Below are 20,434 nucleotides of genomic sequence, written 5' to 3' on the forward strand. Positions count from 1 at the left end.
ACTCCACTTGGATTCTATTTTCATCAATCGCATGAATACGTTCAGACAAACATTATACAAAAACTATACATCAGTGATACAAATATCATACATACTTTATTTCCCCCTGTAAACAGCTCCCCCTAACCGTTGCCTAAAAAAGCAGGATAATTTAAGCTGCAGCCCCTGAATTGTTCTGTTTGACTCATAAAACCGCACAAAAAAACCCTTCCGCCCACCCGCAGGTGATTCAGAAAGGTTTATTCAAAGTCGTCTCAGCGCTGATTTCTTGCTCCCGTAAATGAATAATCAAACCAATCCTGCCAGCGTTCCGCAGGCCCCCCTATAACCTCAGCAGCTTCCGGGACAGGCTCCCCTGCCGCTTCATAGGCTTTGCCTCCCAGAATAAACCGCATTCCCGGCCGTATGGTCTGCAGGCGCGGGATCAGTTCTTTACAATAAGGCAACAGCTCCTTGTCAGTAACCGACAGACAGACCGCCCCGATCCGGTTCTGCGTTTCCAGCATGGCCACCACACCGGCCTCCGGGGTATTGGCACCCAGATATACGACCTCAACCCCGTTTTTACGCAAAAATAGCGAGAATAGCAGTAAGCCGACCTGATGATGCTCCCCTTCCGGACAGAAGGCCAGCACTTTCGGCAAGTGGGCATACACCGGGAACAGGTGGAAAAACTGGTAGAAGCGGTTAGAGACCATATGGGTCATGTAGTGCTCCTGCGCCACCGTCGCCGTGCCTTCCTCCCAGGCATCGCCCACTCTGATCAAAATCGGGACGAGCACCTGATGGAACATTGACTCATAGCCGTACATGGAAAAGCCGAAGTCAATCAGCGCATTCGCCCGCTCGCCCTGGAATTCATACAGCGCCGAATAAATCTGCTGCTTCATCTTCTCAAAGGCTTCCCGCGGTGTCCCGCCGCCCCCTGCCGGCCCTTCGGCAACCGGATTTTCTTTACGGTCCTTCAGCAGCCGCACCGCGTGTGAAATACTGATTCCCTGCTTCTCTGTCTGCTCCTTCAGCCAGCGCAAGTCTTCAATATTCTCCTGGGTATACAGCCTGTAGCCGGATTCCGTCCGCTCAGGAGTCACCGCCTGATACCTGTTTTCCCAGGCTCTCAATGTGACAGACGGTATATCCAGCATTTCGACGACCTGTTTAATCGAGTACACGTTGCATCCCACTCTCTTTCCGTAACCCGTTCATAGTATTTAGATATTTAAACCTTATACAAATCATTTACATTCATTATACATTTGTACCTGTGTTATGTCATCAGATGCAGTTAACCTGCGGATCTGTGATGCCCGGGAATAACCTGTCATGCTTCAGCAAAAAATGTACGTTCAGGCGTTCAGGCTTTTTGTATACAGCTGCTTCACTTGTCCTTCCGGTGAGGTAATAGGTAGTTACAATACCCGGAGCATACTCAGGAGGATCCTTTTATGAATTCAAGCAGACAACCCGGTACAACGGAACAGCTTTATCAATCCAGCAACTCCATTAGCGGCCCGTCCTCCGCCCCCTCCAGACCGGGGCGGCCGCGCCGGAAAATCCTTTTATCCGCTGCCCTGCTGCTTCTGTTCTGGCTGGCCGGTGTCATGCTCTACCAGACGCATAAGCCGCTGCCGCCTGGGATTTCCTATGAAAGCCCGGTGTATAAGGCTCATGACGTTCATTTCTGGCATGATCTGACTTATCCGGACGGCAGTGCGGACGGAGGGCGGGAAGAGCAGATTCTGCCAAGGATTCTGCAGATTATCGAGGAGTCCAGACAGTTTCTTGTTATCGACCTGTTCCTGTTCAATGACTATACCCATAAAGATCAGCAGTTCCCGGCGGTCAGCCGGGCGCTTACTGATAAGCTTATTGCTCATAAATCCGCTTATCCGGCTATGGACATTGTTTTTATCACCGATGAGGTTAATACCAACTACGGCTCCGCCCCCAATCATCTGCTGGAGGAGATGAAGGCCGCCGGCATTAAGGTGGTCATCACCGATACTGACAAGCTCCGCGATTCCACGCCTGCCTACTCCGCAGTATGGCGCACCTTCATCCAGTGGTTCGGGCAGTCCGGCAACGGCTGGATTCCCAATCTGATGGCCAGCGGCGGGCCCGATATTACCGCACGCTCCTATTTGAAGCTGCTGAATGTAAAAGCCAATCACCGCAAGGCGGTAGTCAGCGAGAACACAGCCCTTATTTCTTCAGGCAATGTGCATGACCCGAGCGCCTACCATTCCAACATTGCGCTGGAGGTGCAAGGTCCGGTTATCGCCGACATTCTGCGCACCGAACAGGCGGCGGCTGACCTCTCCGGTGCAGGCCCGCTTCTGACCGGGACGCCGGAGTTTCCGCAGACCGCAGACGGGCCGCTGGATATCCGCTATCTGACCGAAGGCAAAGTCTATAAATATACACTGGAGGGCATCCGGAGTGCCGGAGAAGGCGATACCATCTGGATGGGCATGTTCTACCTGGCCGATGATGCCGTTATCCGCGAGCTGCTGGGGGCAGCAGAGCGCGGTGCAGAGGTGCGGCTGCTGCTGGATCCGAACCAGAACGCCTTCGGCCGCGACAAAATCGGCATCCCCAACCGCCCTGTAGCCATGAATCTGAACGAGCGTTCCGGCGGAAAGATCGCCATCCGCTGGTATAACACCGGCAAGGAGCAGTATCATACCAAGCTGATGTTCATCGCCAAGGCCTCCGGCAAATCTATTGTGCTGGGCGGCTCAACGAACTTCACAACCCGCAATCTGGATGACTATAATCTGGAAAATAACCTGTGGGTGTCCGTACCGCAGGATCAGCCGCTCTATGCGGAGATGACCGGCTACTTCAGCCGGCTGTGGAATAACGAGGGTGCCGAATACAGCCTCCCGCTCGAGGAGTACCAGAGCGGAGTGACCTGGCTGAAATACCTCCTGTACCGGGTGCAGACCAGGCTGGGCTTCACCACTTTTTAAGCATAGGCAGACGAATAACCGCCGGGAAGCCTGACTCGCTTCTTCCGGCGGTTATTGTATCTGCCTGTGCTTGTCTATGTTGCGGCAGCTGCCCTCTGCTTACAGCAGCGGCGACATGAGCCGGGCTGCCGACTCCAGCAGCCGCTCAAGCAGCCGTTTGTTCATAAAAGCCTCATGCACAATCTGGCGTGTGGACAATAGATCACGCTCGAAATCAGCCACAATGCGGGCCACGCTCTCCGTCTGCAGCAGCAGCGCATTCACCTCAAAATTCAGGTGGAAGCTGCGCATATCCATATTGGCTGTACCGATCGTGGCAACCTCCCCGTCGATGATGAGCAGCTTGGAGTGGATAAAGCCCTTCTCGTATTCATAAATCTTCACACCGGACTCCAGCAGCGCCGGAAAATAGGAATGCGAAGCCAGGAACGGCAGCCATTTGTCCGGCTTGGCGGGGAACAGCAGGCGCACATCCAGCCCGGACATGGCGGCTACCCGCAGCGCAGTCAGAATGTCCTCATCCGGGATAAAGTAGGGGCTGGCGATCCATACCGATTTTTCCGCAGAGGTAATCATGGAGAAAAAGATATTCTTCAGCGCCCGCCGCTCGTTATCCGGCCCGCTGGCAATAATCTGCACAGCCCCGTCCCCATTGGTAAACCGCAGCTGGGGCGAGAGATAATCCTGCTCCAGGATCGACTCGCCGGTAGTGTGCATCCAGTCCTGCAGGAAGATAATCTGCATCGTCCGCACCGCTTCGCCCCGCAGCAGCATATGCGTATCCCGCCAGAAGCCGTACGTTTTGCTCCGGCTCAGGTATTCGTCCCCGACATTTAACCCGCCCATGAAGCCAACATCCCCGTCGATTACGACGATTTTGCGGTGATTGCGATAATTAACCCTGCTGGAGAAAAAGGAAGTGGAATTGCCGTAAGCCGCCACCCTTACCCCCGCATCGGTCATTTCCTTCAGAAAAGCCTTGGAGAGCTGCATGCTTCCCACGGCATCATACATAAATCTGACGGCAACACCCGCACGGGCCTTCTCGATCAGAATCTGCTGAATCCGCGTCCCGATGTGGTCCGCCCTAAAGATGTAGTACTCCATATGGATATGATGCTGCGCCTGCCGCAGCTCCAGGAGCAGCGTGCCGAACGTTTCCTCCCCGTTGGTCAGAATCCGGGTCTCCGAGCTGAACGAGACCGGCGTCCGGGCCAGCCGCTGTGACAGCCCCAGCAGCTTCTGGCGGTTGGAATCAAATATCGACCAGTCCTGGTATGTATGCAGGCCATCGTTCTCGATCCGCTCGTAGGCCATCAGGTCACGCTGCGCTTTTTTGTCATACTTGCGCCGTTTAAATACGTTCTGCCCAAACAGAAAATAAAAGACCAGTCCAAGCACCGGAATAAGCGCCAGCAGCAGAATCCAGGCCATCGTTGTAGAGGGGTTACGGTTCTCCATAAAAATACCGAGCCCGATGGAGATTACCGTCAGCGTGGAGAAAATACTGATAATCGTACCCGCCGTACTGCCGAAAATACCAAATCCGAAATAATAAAATGCCAGCAAAGCTGCAATAATGACCAGAGCCTGCAATCCCCTTCTCATAGACAACCTACTCTCTTCTTCGACCTTTCAACACTTGAATTTCCCATCTATATATTACCTGAAGAATCGCTTTCTTCCTACTGGTTTGAATTGTCCCGGAATCTATACTATAATCTTTCTGACCATTCAGTCATTTGTAGAACCACCAAGTCAGAAAGGGGCTTTAACAGCTTGTGGCTGATAAGAATGCAAACCGACAGGAATTGATCATCAAGACCGCCATGCAGCTGTTCGCGGTAAAGGGCTCGTCCTCTACCTCCATGCAGGAAATTGCCGAGCTGTGCGGGATTTCCAAGGGCAGCCTTTATCTGGTATTCAAATCCAAGGAGGAGCTGGAGCGCAGCATTTACATGCACTGCTTCCGGATGATTCATGATCCTCTTCAGCGGGAAGAACTGCAGAGCCGCAGCAGCCCGCGGGAAAAGCTGCGCAACCAGGTGGAGATTCTGCTTACCCATGTATACGAGCTGCGCGAGTTTTGGCAGCGGCAATTTCAGGAGCTGGCCGGGAAAGGCGGCGATGAAGTACCGGAATGGATCCGCAAGGCAAGTGCGCCGCTTGTACTGTGGTTCCAGAACAGGCTGAACACACTCTACGGGCCTCAGATTCTCCCGTACACAGGAGATCTGTTCCTGTTCGCGGACGGCATGCTCCATGCCTTCATCCGGCTGATCTTTGGCCAGGAATCGCACGTGGCGATCTCGCGCATGGCGGATCATCTGGTCGATCTGCTCGACATCGTTGCGCAAGGCCTGCTTACCAGCCGGCAGGAGCCGCTGATTGCCGCTACCGTGCTGGAGAGCTGGCTGAGCGGCCATGAGGACAGCCGGCGCCGCAGTCCGCTGCAGCTCATCAAAGAGATGCGGAACACGCTCAGCAGCGCTCCGCCTGCCGGTCAACCGGATGCAGACGATGGTCTGGAGTCTCTGTCCATTCTGGAGAGCGAATTCCTGATGCCGGAGCCCCGCAAAGCGATTATCCGGGGAATGATCGCCAACCTCCAGGCTTATCCTGCTGTGCACGGGGAGCTTGAAGCACTGCAAAAGCTAGTTTCGCCTTACATTCCAAATTCATGCGCTTTTTTAGAGAGAGGAGCAGAAACGTAATTTATGAAAAGCCTGATCCAATTTTCACTCAAAAACAAATTTGCGGTTTGGCTCCTGACGATTATTATCGTATTCGCCGGACTGTATAGCGGTCTGACGATGAAGCAGGAGACACTGCCGAATATCAGCATTCCTTACCTTAGCGTAACTACGATTTATCCCGGCGCTGCACCTGAAGCTGTCGTCAATGATGTGAGCAAGCCGCTGGAGCAGAAGCTCCGCAATGTGGACGGCGTTAAGACCATTACGTCCTCATCGCTGGAGAATGCCTCCAGTATCCAGATTGAGTTCGATTACGGAACGAATCTGGATAATGCCACCGCGGCTGTACGCGAGGCGCTGAATGAAGTGACCCTGCCGGCTGATGCCCGGAAGCCGCAGATTTCCCGGTTCAGCCTAAGCTCGCTGCCGGTGATCTCGCTCAGCCTGGCGGGCAACGGCCCGGCGGATCTTGAGGAGCTGACCCGTATTGCCGAGAACGACATCCGGCCTGCCCTGGAAGATATCGAAGGCGTCGCCTCCGTGTCGATCGCCGGACAGTATGTGAAGGAAGTCTCCCTCAAGTTCGACCAGGCGAAGCTCAAACAATACGGTCTGACCGAAGACACAATAAAGGGCATCGTCCAGGCATCGTCCCTGCGTGTACCGCTCGGCCTGTTTGAAATGGACGAATCGCAAAAGGCGGTTGTCGTAGACGGCAACATCAGCACGGTCGAGGATCTTGAAAATCTGGCGGTGCCGCTTGTGCCTTCCGCAGCCTCCGGTTCAGCCGGTGCGGGCGCAGGGGCGGGCGGTGCCGGCGTGACGGGCGCCGCAGGTACCGGTGCCGGTGCTGGTGCCGCGGGTGCTGCTGGTGCGGGCGTGGCTAATGCAGGTGCCGCAGCTGCCGCCGGGCTGCCGACAGTGAAGCTTGGAGAGCTTGCCTCAATTGAGGTTACCGGCAAATCGGAGTCGATCTCCCGAACGAACGGCAAGGAATCGATCGGGATTCAGATCGTGAAAGCCAATGATGCCAACACTGTAGAGGTTGTAAACAGCGTCAAGGACAAGACCGAGGAGCTTAAACAGCAGTACGGGTCGCTTGACCTGACTGTACTGCTTGATCAGGGTAAGCCGATTGAGGATTCTGTGCATACGATGCTGTCCAAAGCTGTGTTTGGTGCCCTTTTCGCGGTCCTGATCATCCTGCTGTTCCTGCGGAATATCCGCTCCACCATCATTTCCATTATCTCCATTCCGCTGTCGCTGCTCATCGCTGTGCTGTGTCTGCGCCAGATGGACATTACCTTGAACATGATGACGCTGGGCGCGATGACCGTAGCCATAGGCCGGGTAGTCGATGACTCGATTGTCGTTATCGAGAATATTTACCGCCGCATGTCGCTTTCCGGCGAGAAGCTACGCGGCAGAGAGCTGATCAGCGCAGCTACGCGCGAGATGTTCGTACCGATCATGTCTTCGACGATTGTTACGATCGCCGTATTCCTGCCGCTTGCTTTTGTCAGCGGAATGGTGGGCGAGCTGTTCCTGCCGTTTGCCCTGACCATGGTCTTCTCGCTGATTGCCTCGCTGATTGTGGCCATCACCCTGGTGCCTGCACTGGCTCATTCGTTATTCCGGGGCGGCCTCAAGCAAGGCAAAAAAGTACACGAGGAAAAACCGGGCAGAATGGCTGCCGGCTATCAGAAAATTCTGGACTGGTGCCTCTCTCATAAACTGATTACCTTTGGAGCCGCAGTTCTGCTGCTTGCAGGCAGCTTGTTCCTGATCAAGCCGATCGGGGTCAGCTTCATGCCGTCCCAGGAGGACAAGAGCGTAATCATGACCTTCTCGCCGAAAGCCGGGCAAACGGCTGAGGACGTGCAGGAGCAGGGTCTGAAGGCAGAGAAATTCATTCTCGCCCAGGAGCATGTGACCAACCTGCAGTACTCTATCGGGGGCAGCGGGTTCATGGGAATGGGCTCTAATAACTCCGGCCTTTTCTATATTACCTATGACAGTGATACTCCAGACTTTGAAACGGTAAAAGAAGAGCTGATTGAAAATCTGACGGCTGAAGTACCGGATGGCGCGTGGGGTGACATGTCCGGTATGGCCGGCGGCGGTCTCGGCGGCAATACGCTGACTGTAAATATCTTTGGCGACACGCTGGAGCAATTGAAGCCGGTGGCCGACGAGATAGCCGGCATTGTGAATGCCGACACCAAAAACTTCAAGGACGGGGATACCAGCCTCTCCGAATCGTATGAGCAATACACGATCGTTGCCGATCAGGCCAAGCTCAGCTCGCTCGGTCTGACTGCCGGACAGCTCGCTATGAAGCTGAGCCCGGTTAATACCCGTCCAGTGCTGACTGAAGTGGCTGTGGACGGCAAGAACTACAACGTCTACATTGAAGCTGATACAACCACTTACAGCAGCATTCAGGAGATGGAAGACGCCCAGCTTACCTCGCCGCTTGGATTTACAGTGCCGGTCAGCCAGGTCGCAACCATCGAAAAAGGCACTTCGCCGGACTCGATCACCCGGATCGACGGTAAAATGAGCGTAGAAGTCACTGCAGACATTATTGCTACTGACGTAAACAGTGCCTCCAACAGTGTGAAGGAACAAATTGAAGCGCTTGATCTCCCTGATGGAGTCACCGTCTCCTTTGGCGGTGTAACCGAGCAGATCAATGAAACCTTCGGCCAGCTTGGAATCGCCATGGCAGCGGCCGTTGCCATTGTATACTTTGTGCTCGTCGTCACCTTCGGCGGCGGTCTGGCACCGTTCGCGATCCTGTTCTCCCTGCCGTTCACCGTCATTGGTGCCCTCGTCGCCCTGCTGCTGGCCGGGGAGACGCTGAACGTCTCTGCGCTCATGGGCGCGCTGATGCTGATCGGGATCGTCGTTACCAACGCAATCGTACTGATTGACCGTGTCATCCACAAAGAAAATGAAGGAATGACCACGCGGCAGGCCCTGCTTGAAGCCGGCGGCACCCGTCTCCGCCCGATTCTGATGACTGCGCTCGCCACCATCGGTGCCCTGCTTCCGCTGGTCACCGGCCTCGAGAACAGCGCCGGCATTATCTCCAAGGGCCTCGGCGTGACCGTTATCGGCGGTCTGGTCAGCTCTACCCTGCTGACACTCGTTGTCGTGCCGGTAGTCTATGAGTTCCTGATGAAATTCCGCAAGAAGCGGATTGAGGAGTAAATTATTGACTTGAAGAACTGCTGGTTCACTGCGGTTCTCCTTATAAAACAAAGCCCAAAAGGCGCCTTCCTTAACCGGAAAGGCGCCTTTTCAGCATTAAGTATATTCAGCTATAGCTAGGATAACGTTCCCGCCATTCTAAGCCATTGTTGAGGCGCTGCTCTCCAGCGAAGCCCTCCAGGCCCCCAGCATCTGCAGATCCTGCGGCAGAAATTCCTCCAGCATATGGCTGAGGCCCAGATACAGCGGGCTGGACGTTGCTGCATTCAGCCGGCTGCAGAACTGCGGTGTCCACTTCAGCAGATGCTCCTCCAGGAAGCGCACCTGGATATCCAGAAGCTCCATTGCGCTGCGCACAGAGAAGCTGTTGAAGAGCATCCGTTCATGCATAACGGCCATGAATTCCAGTTCAATCGAGATATGGTCATCCGCTTCGCCGCTGCACTTCTTAAATACGATTCCCGCTGAAGCATACAGCTCGGACAGCTCATTGCAGAATTCCTGCTCCCGGCCGAGCTGAATAGCCTCACGTGCAGAAAACAGGCTGGCAGAGCGCTCGTTCATCAGTCGCACATACTCGGCCTTCTCCTTCTCGCAGATCTGTGGAAGCTCCGACGGGTCCTGGCCGCACAGATAACGTTTCAGCTCCTGTCCGCCCTCCGTCAGCTCTGCAGCAATACTCATCTGCCGGTTCGCTCTCCACTGGGCGACAAGCGAGAGGGTCGGCTTTCTGCCGTAAAAATCAACCAAGATCTGATATATTAAACCACGGCTCTCGAGCCAGCGGCTAAACACCTCCGGTACAACAAGCGCTGGAACAGTGGGTATCGTCATTTTGCAAAACCTCCCTATTGGTTTGACCGGGCGCATCTTCTGGGGCAGCTGATCAGCTGCTGCGCTTCCGGTATCATAGCTGTGTCTTTCGCAAAAGATCAAATGTTAAGACTTCTGTCTAGGCACCTTTATTATATCGAACATGTAAAGCGCTTTCGGTGAGCATTCTATGTCCATTGGGATAAATTGTCGCACTTCTGTCAAATTTAGACTGCGCCTCTATACTATTGTCCCCCTATCATTTAGGTTGTCCTTTTATTGACGGAAACTGTAGTAGTCTTTAAAATTTAATATAAAATGCATCACGAAGAAGGGAAGAGCTTATGGAACCGTTGACGGACCCTTTTGGACGATTACATGATTATCTCCGCATTTCGGTTACAGACCGCTGCAACCTGCGCTGCATTTATTGTATGCCGGCGGAAGGAATGCAATTCCAGCCGCAGGACGAGATTATGAGCTATGAAGAAATTACCGCTGTAGTGAAGGCGCTCGCGCCGCTCGGGCTGCGCAAAGTACGGCTCACCGGCGGAGAACCGCTGGTGCGCAAGGATCTGGAGCAGCTTGTCTCGATGATTGCTGCCATACCGGGGATTGACGATATATCACTCACCACCAACGGCCTGATGCTCCCGGCCAAAGCCGCCCTGCTGAAGCAGGCCGGGCTGTCGCGGGTGAATATCAGCCTTGATTCACTGAAGCAGGACCGCTTCTCGATGATCACGCGCGGCGGCGATGTGTCCAGGGTGCTGAAGGGAATTGAAGCCGCCCATGCGGCCGGTCTCTCCCCGATCAAGCTGAACGTCGTGCTGATGAAGGGCATCAATGATGATGAAATCAAGGATTTCATCTCACTCACCTTGAACAGCCCGCTTAATGTGCGGTTCATTGAATATATGCCGATCGGCAGTGCCAGTGATTCCTGGAGGCAGACCTATCTGCCGCTGGAGACGGTCATCGACGCATGCACTGCGGCCGGCTGGACCACCGAGGAAGCCGGGATGCCCTCCGGCAACGGCCCGTCACAGAACCGGCGCGTTACCGGTGCGCAGGGCACCTTCGGGCTGATCCATCCGGTCAGCGAGCATTTCTGCGACAACTGCAACCGGCTGAGGCTGACGGCCGACGGCCACATCAAGGCCTGCCTGTACTGGGCGGACGAATACAATGTACGCCCGCTCGTGCAGGACCCTGCGGCCGTGCAGGACTTGTTCCGCCGGGCGCTTGGCAACAAGCCGCATAACCATGAAATGGCACTGGCCCTGGAGAAAAAGGCCCAGAGCCATACCCCGACCACGCGGCGCATGTCGCAGATCGGCGGCTGACATAAGACGGGGGTGTTCCACCAGCCTGTAACGGCTGTTTGGAACACCCCCGTATTTTAAAATCCCGCCAACCGTCAGGGCCAGCTTCCGTGTCACCGCCCCGTTATGCGGGATTATTTTAGGCCTGGAAGCTTCTCCACAGCTGCAGCCCCATATATACAGCCATCACCCAGATCAGCAACGCCGATCCCCGGTTCAACAGCCGGATGACCTTGCCCGAGGTATCTATCCGCCCGAGTGTTCTCCCTGCCGCTGCCAGTCCCAGAAACCACAGCCAGGATACAGCAGCCGTTGCCGCAGCGAATCCCCAGCGTTCAGCCCCTTCGTAGCCAAGCGAGCCTGTACCGATAACACCGACCGTATCCAGCAGGGCATGCGGATTCAGAAGTGACACTGACAACGCGTAGCCGACCTGCCCTCTGGTTGAGAGCTGCTTCACCTCACCGGATGCCGGAGCCGCCGACCATATCTGCCAGCCCATGTACAAAAGGAATAGCACGCCCGCCCCGTAGACGGCCGGAGTCAGCCAATCCAGCGTAAGCAGCAGCAGCGACACGCCGCCGACCGCAGCCGCAATCAGCAGTGTATCACACAGCGCAGCCGTTACAACGACGGGCAGCACACTGCGAAACCGTGAATGCAATGCCCCCTGGTTAAATACAAATATGTTTTGCACCCCTAACGGTAAGATCAGTCCAAAAGCCAAAATCATGCCATGTACAATTGCCTCTCTCATTATATGCTCCCCTTTTCCGCCATTCCGTTGCCCGTTTATCGTACACGCTTCCGTCCCGCCAGTAACCACCCAAATCTTATTCAGCCTGCCAGCCAAGTCAATAACAAACTGCAGAATATGATATACTCCGGGTAAAAGAGTCCACAAGAGATTAGCTGTATACGCTCAATTTACTCAGTATAGAAAAGGAGCCTGCCCGTTGCATCCGTACTCTGACCGGCCGGGCGTCCGGCAAGCCCATACTCCATCGCAGAATACCGTTAGCTCCGCACCATCGTGCGCACCGCCCGACAGCGCGCCTCCTGCCGCTTATTTTCAGGAGGACTGGCGGCCCGACCCCGCTTCTGCGCTGCCGCTGCACGTGCAAATATCATCCTGCTTCAGCGCAAGGATCAGCAGCGGCGCCTGGCCCGCGGGCATGAAGCTGGCTCCGCAGCGTGAGCTCTGCCGCCTGCTTGGCGTGAACCGCAGTACGTTAACGACGGCGCTGGGGACGCTTGCCGGGCAGGGTCTGATTGAGGGCAGACGCGGCGGGGGAACCCGGGTTACCGCTGCCGGTACCCACAGTAACAATAGCACCACTCCCGGCAGCTGGAGTGATTATCTGGAGGAGGGAACACATTACCCCAATCTGCCAGCTGTGCAGGCGATCAACCGGCTTGAATTCGAGCCGGGACTAATCCGCCTCGGTACCGGCGAGCCCGCGCCTGGGCTGCTGCCCGGCTCAGCCATGACCCGGGTGCTGGCTGAGCTCGCCGCCCGGCCGTTGCCGCCGCTGTCCTATGAGGAGCCGCTCGGCAACTCCGGGCTCCGCAGCGCCGTCAGCCGCCAGCTGCTGAAGCAGGGGATTCAGGCTGATCCCGGCTCCATCCTGATCACCTCCGGCGCGCTTCAGGGGCTGCAGCTGATTGCGCTCAGTCTGCTGCCGCGCGGCTCAACAGTCCTGCTGGAGAAGCCGTCCTACCTCTACTCCATTCATGCTTTCCAGTCCGCAGGCGTAAAGTTCAGCGCCTTGCCGGTGGATGAGGACGGCATGGTGGTCAGCCGGCTGGCGGCGGAAGCCCTGCGGACCAAGGCAGCCATGCTCTATACCATTCCCAGCTTCCACAACCCGACCGGAGTTGTCATGAGCGAAGAACGCCGGCAGGCGTTAGTGGCGGTCTCCGGCGGGCTTGGACTGCCCATTCTGGAGGACGGGGCTTATCAGGAGCTGTGGCTGGATGCACCGCCCCCGCCGCCGCTGAAGGCGCTGGACCACGAGGGCAGAGTGCTGCATCTGGGCACACTCTCCAAAGCGGCCAGCCCGGGCCTGCGCATCGGCTGGATCGTCGGCCCGGAGCCGGTCATCCGCCGGCTCGCCGACATCAAAATGCAGACCGATTACGGTGCAAGCTCCCTGTCCCAGATGGCTGCCGCCCGGTGGCTGGACGGCGGCTACCACGAGGAGCACCTTACGCTGCTGCGCGGCAGACTGCGTGAACGGCGTGCGCTGATGCTGCAGCTCCTGGACGCCCATTTCAGCGGGCTGGCCTCCTGGAGCTCACCCGCCGGCGGCTTCTACATCTGGCTGTCCCTGCACCGCCCGCTGCCGCTGCGCCGGCTGTTCGAGTCCGCCCGGCGGGCCGGGCTGCTGCTGAACACCGGCGATCTGTATGACCGCGGCGACAGCCGGCATCTCCGCCTGTCCTACGCGTATGCATCTCCCGAAGAACTGCAAAGCGGACTGCCGGCATTGGCCGCAATTATAAAAGAACCCCACAAAGCGTGGCTTTAACATTGAAGCTGATTTAGGTACTTTTACGGGGCCCTGGAACAAAAAAAGTGCAGCAGCTGACAAATTGACATTTGTCAGCTGCTGCTGCCTCCCTCAAGATTTGCTGCGCCATATCAGGCGGCTTTATTGAAGCCGCTGCGGCAGCCGGACGACAAAAGCCGTCCCCTCACCGGGGCGGCTTGTTACCGTTATGCTGCCTTCATGGAGCTCGACAATCTTTTTTACCAGTGATAGGCCCAGCCCGCTTCCGCCCCCGCTGGCGCTCCGTGCCTTATCCGCCTTGTAGAACCGTTCAAAAATCCGCGGCAGCTCCTCCTCCGCAATCCCGATTCCGCTGTCCCGCAGCTCCACTTCGACGCCATCCTCCACCGGCCGCAGCCGGACATAAATCTGCCCGCCCTGCGGTGTAAATTTGATACTGTTATGCAGCAGGTTCGTCCATACCTGGCTCATCAGATCCTGGACGGCAAGGACTATGGTTTCCCCCAGGTCAGCCTCCACTTCAATATCCTTTTCCAGCCACTGCGGCTCGGCAGCCAGAATCATTTCGCGCAGCTGCCTGTCCAGCCGGTACGGCTTCGTCTCAAAGGGAAAGCTTCCCGCCTCCAGGGCCGACAGCTTCAGCAGATTGTCGCTGAGCCCGGACAGCCGGCTACTCTCCGCCTCGATAATATCCAGGTAGTGCTGCCTGGTCTCTGCACTGATCCCTTCATCACGCAGGGCGCGGGCAAAGCCGCGGATGGAGGTGAGCGGCGACTGGATTTCATGCGACACATTGGAGATAAAGTCCTGGCGCATAATCTCCATCCGGCCCAGTTCACTGGCCATTTCATTAATCCCCTCGACTATGCTGCCAAACTGTCCGTAGCGCCGGCTGTTTTCGATCTCCACCTTGAAGTTCCCCTTGGCGATTTGCCGCATTGCGGTAATAATCGGAATATAGAAGGCCCGTTCGTCCCCCCGCAGGCGGCCGATCAGCGCTGAAGTTCCGGCCAGCAGAAACAGAATGAAGAACTGCAGCACCATTGTCAGCAGCTGGGATGTATACTGCGTCAGTGACCAGCCAAAATGCTTCTCGAGCAGCTTTAGCCCGAAATACCCGCCGTTCCATGAGAGATAGAAGCCTGTAATCACCACAAGGATACCCAGAACCGCTTTGAAAATATCCGCCGCCCTGCCTCTGTCCATCTATTTATCCACCTCCAGGCGGTACCCCAGCCCGCGGATCGTGCGGATATGGAATGCGTACTGTTCCCGAGGAAACCGCTCGCGCAGCCGCCCTACGTGCACATCCAGCGTCCGCTCATTTCCTTCAAAATCATAGCCCCAGATCTCCTCAATCAGCCGGTCACGCGTCAGTGTCTGACCGGGATAGCTGGCCAGCTTGAACAGCAGCTCGAATTCCTTGAGCGGCAGGGTAAGGCTGCCGAGCTCCGAGGAGACCTCATAGGTTTTGCGGTTCATCCGCAAACGGCCGATAGTGACACTCTGCGCGGCGGAAATCTGGTAGCGCTTCAGCAGCGCTTTTACCCTGGCAATCAGCACCGGCGGCTCAAACGGCTTCACCAGATAATCATCTGTACCGAGCTCAAACCCTTTAACAATCTGCGCGGTTTCTCCCTTGGCGGTCAGCATCAGAATCGGGATATCGTAGGTCCTGCGCAGCTCGCGGCACAGCTCCCAGCCGTCCATCCGGGGCATCATCACATCGATGATTGCAAGGTCCGCACTGTTCTCCTCCATCAGCTTCAGCGCCTCCACACCATCGGAAGCACTATATACCTCCTCCATACCTTCAGCCTTCAAAAAGACTTCCACCAATTCGCGGATGTGCGGATCGTCGTCCGCCACCAGTATTTTGGCCATATTCCAAAGGTACCTCCTCTTCCTCTGCCGGGGCGCTCTCCAGCTCAGGTACATTCCTTTGCAGCTGCTGCTCCGCGAATGCCCGGTACAGCTCATGATCTCGCAGCAGCTCTTTGTGCGTGCCTTTGCCGCTAATCCGGCCTTTTTCCATAAAAATAATCTGGTCCGCGTTCACGACAGTCGCCAGCCGGTGGGCAATAACAATCGTCGTCCGCCCCTTCATCAGGTTCGATAAAGCCTTTTGTACAACCGCTTCAGACTGGCTGTCAAGACTTGAGGTTGCCTCATCCAGCATCAGGATCTGCGGATCACGCAGCAGCGCCCGGGCAATCGCAATCCGCTGGCGCTGTCCGCCGGACAGCTTAACGCCGCGTTCACCGACATCGGTCTGATACCCGTCCGGCAGCTCTTCAATGAACTTGTCGGCATAGGCCATCTCCGCCGCGCGCCGCATTTCCGCCTCAGTGACCTCCTGGTCCAGACCATAGGCGAGGTTATCGGCAATCGTTCCGGCGAGCAGCGGGCTCTCCTGTGATACATAGCCGATCAGCTTACGCCAGGAGCGCAGCGAGAACGTGGAAACAGGCTTGCGGCCAAGTTTAATGAGCCCGTGATCCGGTTGATAGAAGCGTTCCAGCAATGAGAAAAGAGTTGTTTTCCCGCCGCCGCTCGGACCCACAATCGCTGTAACCTGACCCGGCTGCATGGTGAAGCTGACCTTATTCAGCACCGGCTCGCCAGTCTTATATCCAAAGCTCAGGTCTTCTATCACAATTGGCGCTTCCACCTGAACGGCTTCCTCAGCCCCTTCATATACCTCTTCTTCCGCCGCCAGCGTTTCAATGATCCGTTCCGAAGCGCCTTTGGCCTTCTGGATCTGGGTGAAGAATTGGGTAAGCTGAGTCAGCGGCATTACAATCTGGATCAGATAAAGGATAAAAGCGACCAGCTCGCCAGCGGTTAACGCACCCGACGATACCTGCATGCCGCCGTAGCCGATAATCACCACCAGCAGCAGCATGAACACGAAGGAGACCAGCGGGCTGATCATCGCACTGATTTTACCTTCCCGTATGCCAAAAGAGAGCAAATTCATAATGCCGGTCCGCCCGGCCTCATATTCTCTGGCTTCCGCCCCGGAGGACTTCACCAGCCGGATTTCAGACAGCACCCCGCTTAACGTGGCGGTAAAAGAGGCCGTTTCGTCCTGCGTCCCTTTGGATATTTTGTACATCTGGCGGCCCAGCGGCACAAGAATAAGCGCTGACAACGGCAGTACAGTGAACAGTACCAGTGTCATTTTCCAGTTCAGATACAGCAGGACCGAAATCGAGCCGACAATTGAAATTACGCCGGTGAACAGGCTGGCCAGATGCTCGGAAATGAGTGTTTTGAGAATCCCGGTATCATTGGTCATCCGGCTGACGCTTTCGCCTGTGCGGTTATTGTTAAAATAGGACACGGGCAGCACCAGGAATTTGCGCCACAGCCGGTCACGAAGCGCCGCTACTGTCTTTTGTCCTACATAATTCAGCAGGTAAATGGAGACACCGCCGGCAAGCGTCTGGGCGATGAACGCTCCGGCTATGCCCGCGATCTGCAGCCTGCTGATGGAGGCCAGCGAGAAGCCGTCGACCAGATTTTTGGTGAACATGGGAATGACGAGGCCGACCAGGGTTGAAACCATACTCAGCAGAACGGCGACTGTAAGAAGCCCGTAAGAGGGCTTGGTCTGATGCAGCAGCTTCAGGAACGGCTTCATGGCCGCACCCTGCCGCTCCTTCCGGTCCGGTTTATTTGTATTCATGGGTTTCCTCTTTTCTTGGCGGAATGATCTTCTGTAGTTTACGGCAGATATTTAAACTGAAATTAAACAGGAGCAGGAAAAGTTAATACCTTAGAGCTCACTGCATAAACGCTGCAGCTGCTGCATAGTCCTCTGGTGTGTTCATATTGAATACAGGGGATGGCGTATCGGCTGCAGCTGGTGTAAACCCGGACTCCGGCACATACAGCACATCCAGCTTGTTAAGACAGTCCATGAACCTGTAATTCCCGGCCTCCAGCGCAGTCTCCAGCACGGGGAGCATCCGCTTGTGATACAGTCCGAGGAGCGGCTGCACCCGGCCTTCCCGGGATACTGCTACTACGGCATCTGCACCGCCGGTCTGCCCTGGGCTGCCGGTATTCATTTGGCTTTCTGCATGAGCGGTGAGCATATAACGCAGAAACTCCGCCGAAGCAAACGGCAGGTCACAGGCTGCTACCAGATTCCATTCCTGCTGCGACTGGCTGAGTGCGGCATGAAGTCCGGCCAGCGGGCCGCAGTCCGGATAGATATCCGTCACCTGCAGCAGCCCGGTGCCGTTGTACTCCTGGCGCTGCCGGGGTCCGCAGGCGATGATTGTGCTTTCGGCCAGCTGTGACAGCTCGTCCGCCAGCCGGGTCAAGACTGGCCTGCCGCCAAGCTCAAGCAGCGCTTTATCTGTAACCATCCGGCGCGAAGCTCCGCCGGCAAGTATAATTCCTGAATAACGCGTCATGTTGTCCTCCTGTTGCGGGATATAATATGATAATCGTATCAGACTTTACCATGTGAAAACAGCGGAACCCCGGCACAATAAACTCTGTATGTGACGGGCAAAAGGATCAACAAAAGTACAGCCTGCTACTGGGCCGTTATGTGCATGCATTCACTATAAAAGCCGGCTTGCGCTCTTTTTAAGGCTGCGTTTTGTAAAACATGGTTTGTATCCCTTTTCAACTAATGTTACAGTGATATACGGGGCCTATTGCATAGTGCCTCCATGGAAGGCATGGCATCTGGCGGGAAAGGAGTGCCCAATTTGCGGGACAATGACAATAAGCAGCCAACTTTTGCCTCTCTGAAATGGTTTAACTTTTTTGTATTCGGGACAGTCGTTCTGTTCACCAGCTTTTTTCCGCTCTACCTGCAGGATGTCGGCATGAACAAGCTTGAAATCGGCAGCCTGATGTCGGTAGGCGCACTGGTTTCCATCGTAGCCAATCCGTTCTGGGGAATCTGGACCGACAAGTATCAGAATATCCGGAGGATCGTCCTTGTTATGCTTACCGGGACACTGGTGCTGTCGCAGCTTGTTTTTCAGGCCTATACATATGAAATGATTTATATCTCCATGCTTTTTTTCTATTTCTTTCAGGGTCCGCTGTTTGCCCAGAGCAACACCATGATTCTCAGCTATATCGAGGATACCGGACACCGCTTCAGCTCCTTCCGGCTGTGGGGGTCGCTGGGCTGGGCCTTTACGGCTATTTTGGCGGGTCCGGTGATTGAGTGGGCTGGCGTTTCCATATTATCCTATCTGTTCGCGGTGCTGCTCGGCCTGGCGATGCTCGCCCTGGTTGCACTGCCGCGGCTGAGTCACTCCATCGGGATTGCGCCGCTGCCTTTCAAGGGCTTCCGGCAGATTTTTTATAACCCGTTTTTTCTGTGCTTCATCTTCTTCGGCATCCTGGTGTCTATCCCCAATACGATGAATAACACCTTTGTGTCGCTGTATATAACCGAACTTGGCGGCAGCAAAACCATGATCGGACTCGCCGTCTTCCTCTCCTCCATCCTGGAGATGGGCGTACTGGTGCTGTGCGACCGCTTCCTGAAGCGCAAAATTTCCGTGCTGCTGGGCTTGCTGGCTGCAGTAAGCGCACTGTTCCTGTTCCGCTGGGTCCTGATGGCCGGGGCAACTTCCCCGGTTCAGGTGGCACTCATCCAGATTCTGCACTGCATTACCTTCGGGGGCTTCTTCTATGTCGGCACCCAGCTGACGATGCTGCTGGTTCCAAAGCCTTACCGCTCCTCCGGACAGGCGTTATATACACTGACCTGGAGCGGCATCGCCGGTATTCTGGGCGGCGTGCTCGGCGGCTGGCTGTACCAGAACCTGGGCGCACAGAGCATGTACCAGTCCGGCGCCTTTCTCGCCTTCATCGGAACCTGCGGCTTCGGCCTGATGGCGCTGTTCGTCATCCGCGGCGGCTACCGCCCGAATGCCCAGGAAGAGCTTGAGGAGTTCGAGAAATGAGGAGTGTTACGGGCGAATAGTGAGAAGCAGGACATGGCTGTTAGTTAGTTCCATTCAACTCCCGCTGGCCCGGAATACCGGTGATGTCATTGACGCTGCTAACCGGCAGATTTTATAATCAAAAAACGGACGAAGAACGTCCCGTACTCCAAGCTTATTGGGGTGCGGGACGTTTTTTATATTTTTGTATGCAGGGGGAGATTGGATAATGGGATTTGCCGAGGAGCATGAGAAATGGCTGAACCGTCATAAGCGGAGGAGAACCGGCGAACGTCTGGATCGTCTGGAGCGGGGGCACGGGCATGGGGAGAAGTTATTTGCAGAGCGGGTATGGTGGCCGCTATTTGGGCATTTTAATCATCTTCACCCGGAGTATGAGGTTTCCGATTGGCGCGGCCGTCCTTACTTTGTTGACTATGTCTGGAAGCCGGGGCAGGTCAAGTTTGCGATTGAAATCAAGGGCTATGGCCCCCATGTGCAGAACACCGACCGGACCAGATACCGCCAGGAGCTCAACAGAGAAACTTATCTGCAGATTGCAGGGTATCGTGTGGTCGCGGTGCCGTACGATGACCTGGAGTCTGCGCCGGAGCTGACTATTTCATTGCTAAAAGCTTTATTACTTTCGAGTTTGCTGACAAATGCTGATAATGAGGGCGGCAAGTATTCAAGGATGGAGCTGGAAATTCTCCGGCTAGCTGCGCGATCGGACGGAATCATCCGGCCTGTTGACCTGGTAAATGGCCTCGCTGCTGATCCCAAAACGATCAAAAGGCATATCACTCTATTGTGTGAAAAAGGCAGGCTAAAGCCCGTCATGAGCTCAAGTGGCAGCCGAATCCGTAAATATGAGTATATTCATAATATGTTGGACAATGATTTATGGTAGTAATAGCAGGGTAGGCCGATCGGGCTCGTTAGTGGGATTTTTCCCTCTATTCGTGCTCTCGG

15 protein-coding genes are annotated in these 20,434 nt (G+C 55.6%); 7 read left to right on the forward strand and 8 right to left on the reverse strand.

What is annotated here, in order from left to right; genetic code table 11:
- Positions 1-254 precede the first annotated feature (254 nt).
- Positions 255-1,172, reverse strand: coding sequence for a MerR family transcriptional regulator (locus M2108_RS04720; protein ID WP_277468170.1), 918 nt, complete (start codon positions 1,170-1,172; stop codon positions 255-257).
- Positions 1,173-1,445: 273 nt separating this feature from the next.
- Between M2108_RS04720 and M2108_RS04725 the strand changes: the two genes are divergently transcribed.
- Positions 1,446-2,972 carry a phospholipase D family protein gene (locus M2108_RS04725; protein WP_277468169.1) on the forward strand — a complete coding sequence of 509 codons (1,527 nt, stop codon included), beginning with the start codon at positions 1,446-1,448 and terminating at the stop codon, positions 2,970-2,972.
- A gap of 99 nt (positions 2,973-3,071) precedes the next feature.
- Here M2108_RS04725 and cls read toward each other — a convergent pair whose 3' ends face one another.
- On the reverse strand, positions 3,072-4,580 hold the full coding sequence (cls, locus tag M2108_RS04730) for a cardiolipin synthase (RefSeq protein ID WP_277468168.1): 1,509 nt from the start codon (positions 4,578-4,580) through the stop codon (positions 3,072-3,074).
- 173 nt (positions 4,581-4,753) lie between these two features.
- Between cls and M2108_RS04735 the strand changes: the two genes are divergently transcribed.
- Together M2108_RS04735 and M2108_RS04740 are read left to right on the forward strand one after the other, a co-directional pair.
- Positions 4,754-5,686: a TetR/AcrR family transcriptional regulator gene (locus tag M2108_RS04735; protein ID WP_277468167.1), complete on the forward strand. Its 933-nt coding sequence runs from the start codon at positions 4,754-4,756 to the stop codon at positions 5,684-5,686.
- A gap of 3 nt (positions 5,687-5,689) precedes the next feature.
- The gene (locus M2108_RS04740) at positions 5,690-8,884 is read left to right on the forward strand and encodes an efflux RND transporter permease subunit (protein WP_277468166.1); all 3,195 of its coding nucleotides are present in this window, start codon (positions 5,690-5,692) and stop codon (positions 8,882-8,884) included.
- Between the two features lie 138 nt (positions 8,885-9,022).
- Here M2108_RS04740 and M2108_RS04745 read toward each other — a convergent pair whose 3' ends face one another.
- Positions 9,023-9,718, reverse strand: coding sequence for a TorD/DmsD family molecular chaperone (locus M2108_RS04745; protein ID WP_277468165.1), 696 nt, complete (start codon positions 9,716-9,718; stop codon positions 9,023-9,025).
- A 323-nt stretch (positions 9,719-10,041) separates the two neighbouring features.
- Here M2108_RS04745 and moaA point away from each other — a divergent pair, with 323 nt between their 5' ends.
- The gene (moaA, locus tag M2108_RS04750) at positions 10,042-11,043 is read left to right on the forward strand and encodes a GTP 3',8-cyclase MoaA (protein ID WP_277468164.1); all 1,002 of its coding nucleotides are present in this window, start codon (positions 10,042-10,044) and stop codon (positions 11,041-11,043) included.
- 118 nt (positions 11,044-11,161) lie between these two features.
- Here the strand turns inward: moaA and M2108_RS04755 are convergent, their stop codons facing one another.
- A complete protein-coding gene (locus M2108_RS04755; RefSeq protein ID WP_277468163.1) occupies positions 11,162-11,779 on the reverse strand; it encodes a LysE/ArgO family amino acid transporter in 618 nt (205 codons plus the stop codon).
- Between the two features lie 199 nt (positions 11,780-11,978).
- Between M2108_RS04755 and M2108_RS04760 the strand changes: the two genes are divergently transcribed.
- Entirely contained in the window at positions 11,979-13,553 is a 1,575-nt protein-coding gene (locus tag M2108_RS04760) for an aminotransferase-like domain-containing protein (protein WP_346780534.1), read from the forward strand.
- 123 nt (positions 13,554-13,676) lie between these two features.
- Here the strand turns inward: M2108_RS04760 and M2108_RS04765 are convergent, their stop codons facing one another.
- The 4 genes from M2108_RS04765 to mobA all read right to left on the reverse strand — a co-directional run bounded on the left by M2108_RS04765 (position 13,677) and on the right by mobA (position 17,962).
- Complete coding sequence (locus M2108_RS04765; protein WP_277468162.1) at positions 13,677-14,741, reverse strand: sensor histidine kinase; 1,065 nt, start codon at positions 14,739-14,741, stop codon at positions 13,677-13,679.
- Positions 14,742-15,419, reverse strand: coding sequence for a response regulator transcription factor (locus M2108_RS04770; protein ID WP_277468161.1), 678 nt, complete (start codon positions 15,417-15,419; stop codon positions 14,742-14,744). It lies immediately after the preceding gene.
- Positions 15,349-17,226: an ABC transporter ATP-binding protein gene (locus tag M2108_RS04775; protein ID WP_277468160.1), complete on the reverse strand. Its 1,878-nt coding sequence runs from the start codon at positions 17,224-17,226 to the stop codon at positions 15,349-15,351. The genes M2108_RS04770 and M2108_RS04775 overlap by 71 nt, the downstream gene beginning before the upstream one ends.
- A gap of 97 nt (positions 17,227-17,323) precedes the next feature.
- On the reverse strand, positions 17,324-17,962 hold the full coding sequence (gene mobA, locus M2108_RS04780) for a molybdenum cofactor guanylyltransferase (RefSeq protein ID WP_277468159.1): 639 nt from the start codon (positions 17,960-17,962) through the stop codon (positions 17,324-17,326).
- 294 nt (positions 17,963-18,256) lie between these two features.
- On the opposite strand from mobA, the gene M2108_RS04785 reads away from it, so the two are divergent.
- Both M2108_RS04785 and M2108_RS04790 read left to right on the forward strand, forming a co-directional pair.
- Positions 18,257-19,483, forward strand: coding sequence for an MFS transporter (locus tag M2108_RS04785; RefSeq protein WP_346780535.1), 1,227 nt, complete (start codon positions 18,257-18,259; stop codon positions 19,481-19,483).
- A 208-nt stretch (positions 19,484-19,691) separates the two neighbouring features.
- On the forward strand, positions 19,692-20,372 hold the full coding sequence (locus tag M2108_RS04790) for a hypothetical protein (RefSeq protein ID WP_277468158.1): 681 nt from the start codon (positions 19,692-19,694) through the stop codon (positions 20,370-20,372).
- The last annotated feature ends 62 nt before the right edge of the window (positions 20,373-20,434 follow it).

It is taken from the genome of Paenibacillus sp. PastM-3, assembly GCF_029893965.1.
Lineage (GTDB): Bacteria > Bacillota > Bacilli > Paenibacillales > Paenibacillaceae > Paenibacillus_AQ.

Coding starts and splice junctions, on each gene's coding strand:
- M2108_RS04725 (WP_277468169.1), top strand. CDS start 1,446: ATGAATTCAAGCAGACAACCCGGTACAACGGAACAGCTTTATCAATCC.
- cls (WP_277468168.1), bottom strand. CDS start 4,580: ATGAGAAGGGGATTGCAGGCTCTGGTCATTATTGCAGCTTTGCTGGCA.
- M2108_RS04740 (WP_277468166.1), top strand. CDS start 5,690: ATGAAAAGCCTGATCCAATTTTCACTCAAAAACAAATTTGCGGTTTGG.
- M2108_RS04745 (WP_277468165.1), bottom strand. CDS start 9,718: ATGACGATACCCACTGTTCCAGCGCTTGTTGTACCGGAGGTGTTTAGC.
- moaA (WP_277468164.1), top strand. CDS start 10,042: ATGGAACCGTTGACGGACCCTTTTGGACGATTACATGATTATCTCCGC.
- M2108_RS04755 (WP_277468163.1), bottom strand. CDS start 11,779: ATGAGAGAGGCAATTGTACATGGCATGATTTTGGCTTTTGGACTGATC.
- M2108_RS04765 (WP_277468162.1), bottom strand. CDS start 14,741: ATGGACAGAGGCAGGGCGGCGGATATTTTCAAAGCGGTTCTGGGTATC.
- M2108_RS04770 (WP_277468161.1), bottom strand. CDS start 15,419: ATGGCCAAAATACTGGTGGCGGACGACGATCCGCACATCCGCGAATTG.
- M2108_RS04775 (WP_277468160.1), bottom strand. CDS start 17,226: ATGAATACAAATAAACCGGACCGGAAGGAGCGGCAGGGTGCGGCCATG.
- mobA (WP_277468159.1), bottom strand. CDS start 17,962: ATGACGCGTTATTCAGGAATTATACTTGCCGGCGGAGCTTCGCGCCGG.
- M2108_RS04790 (WP_277468158.1), top strand. CDS start 19,692: ATGGGATTTGCCGAGGAGCATGAGAAATGGCTGAACCGTCATAAGCGG.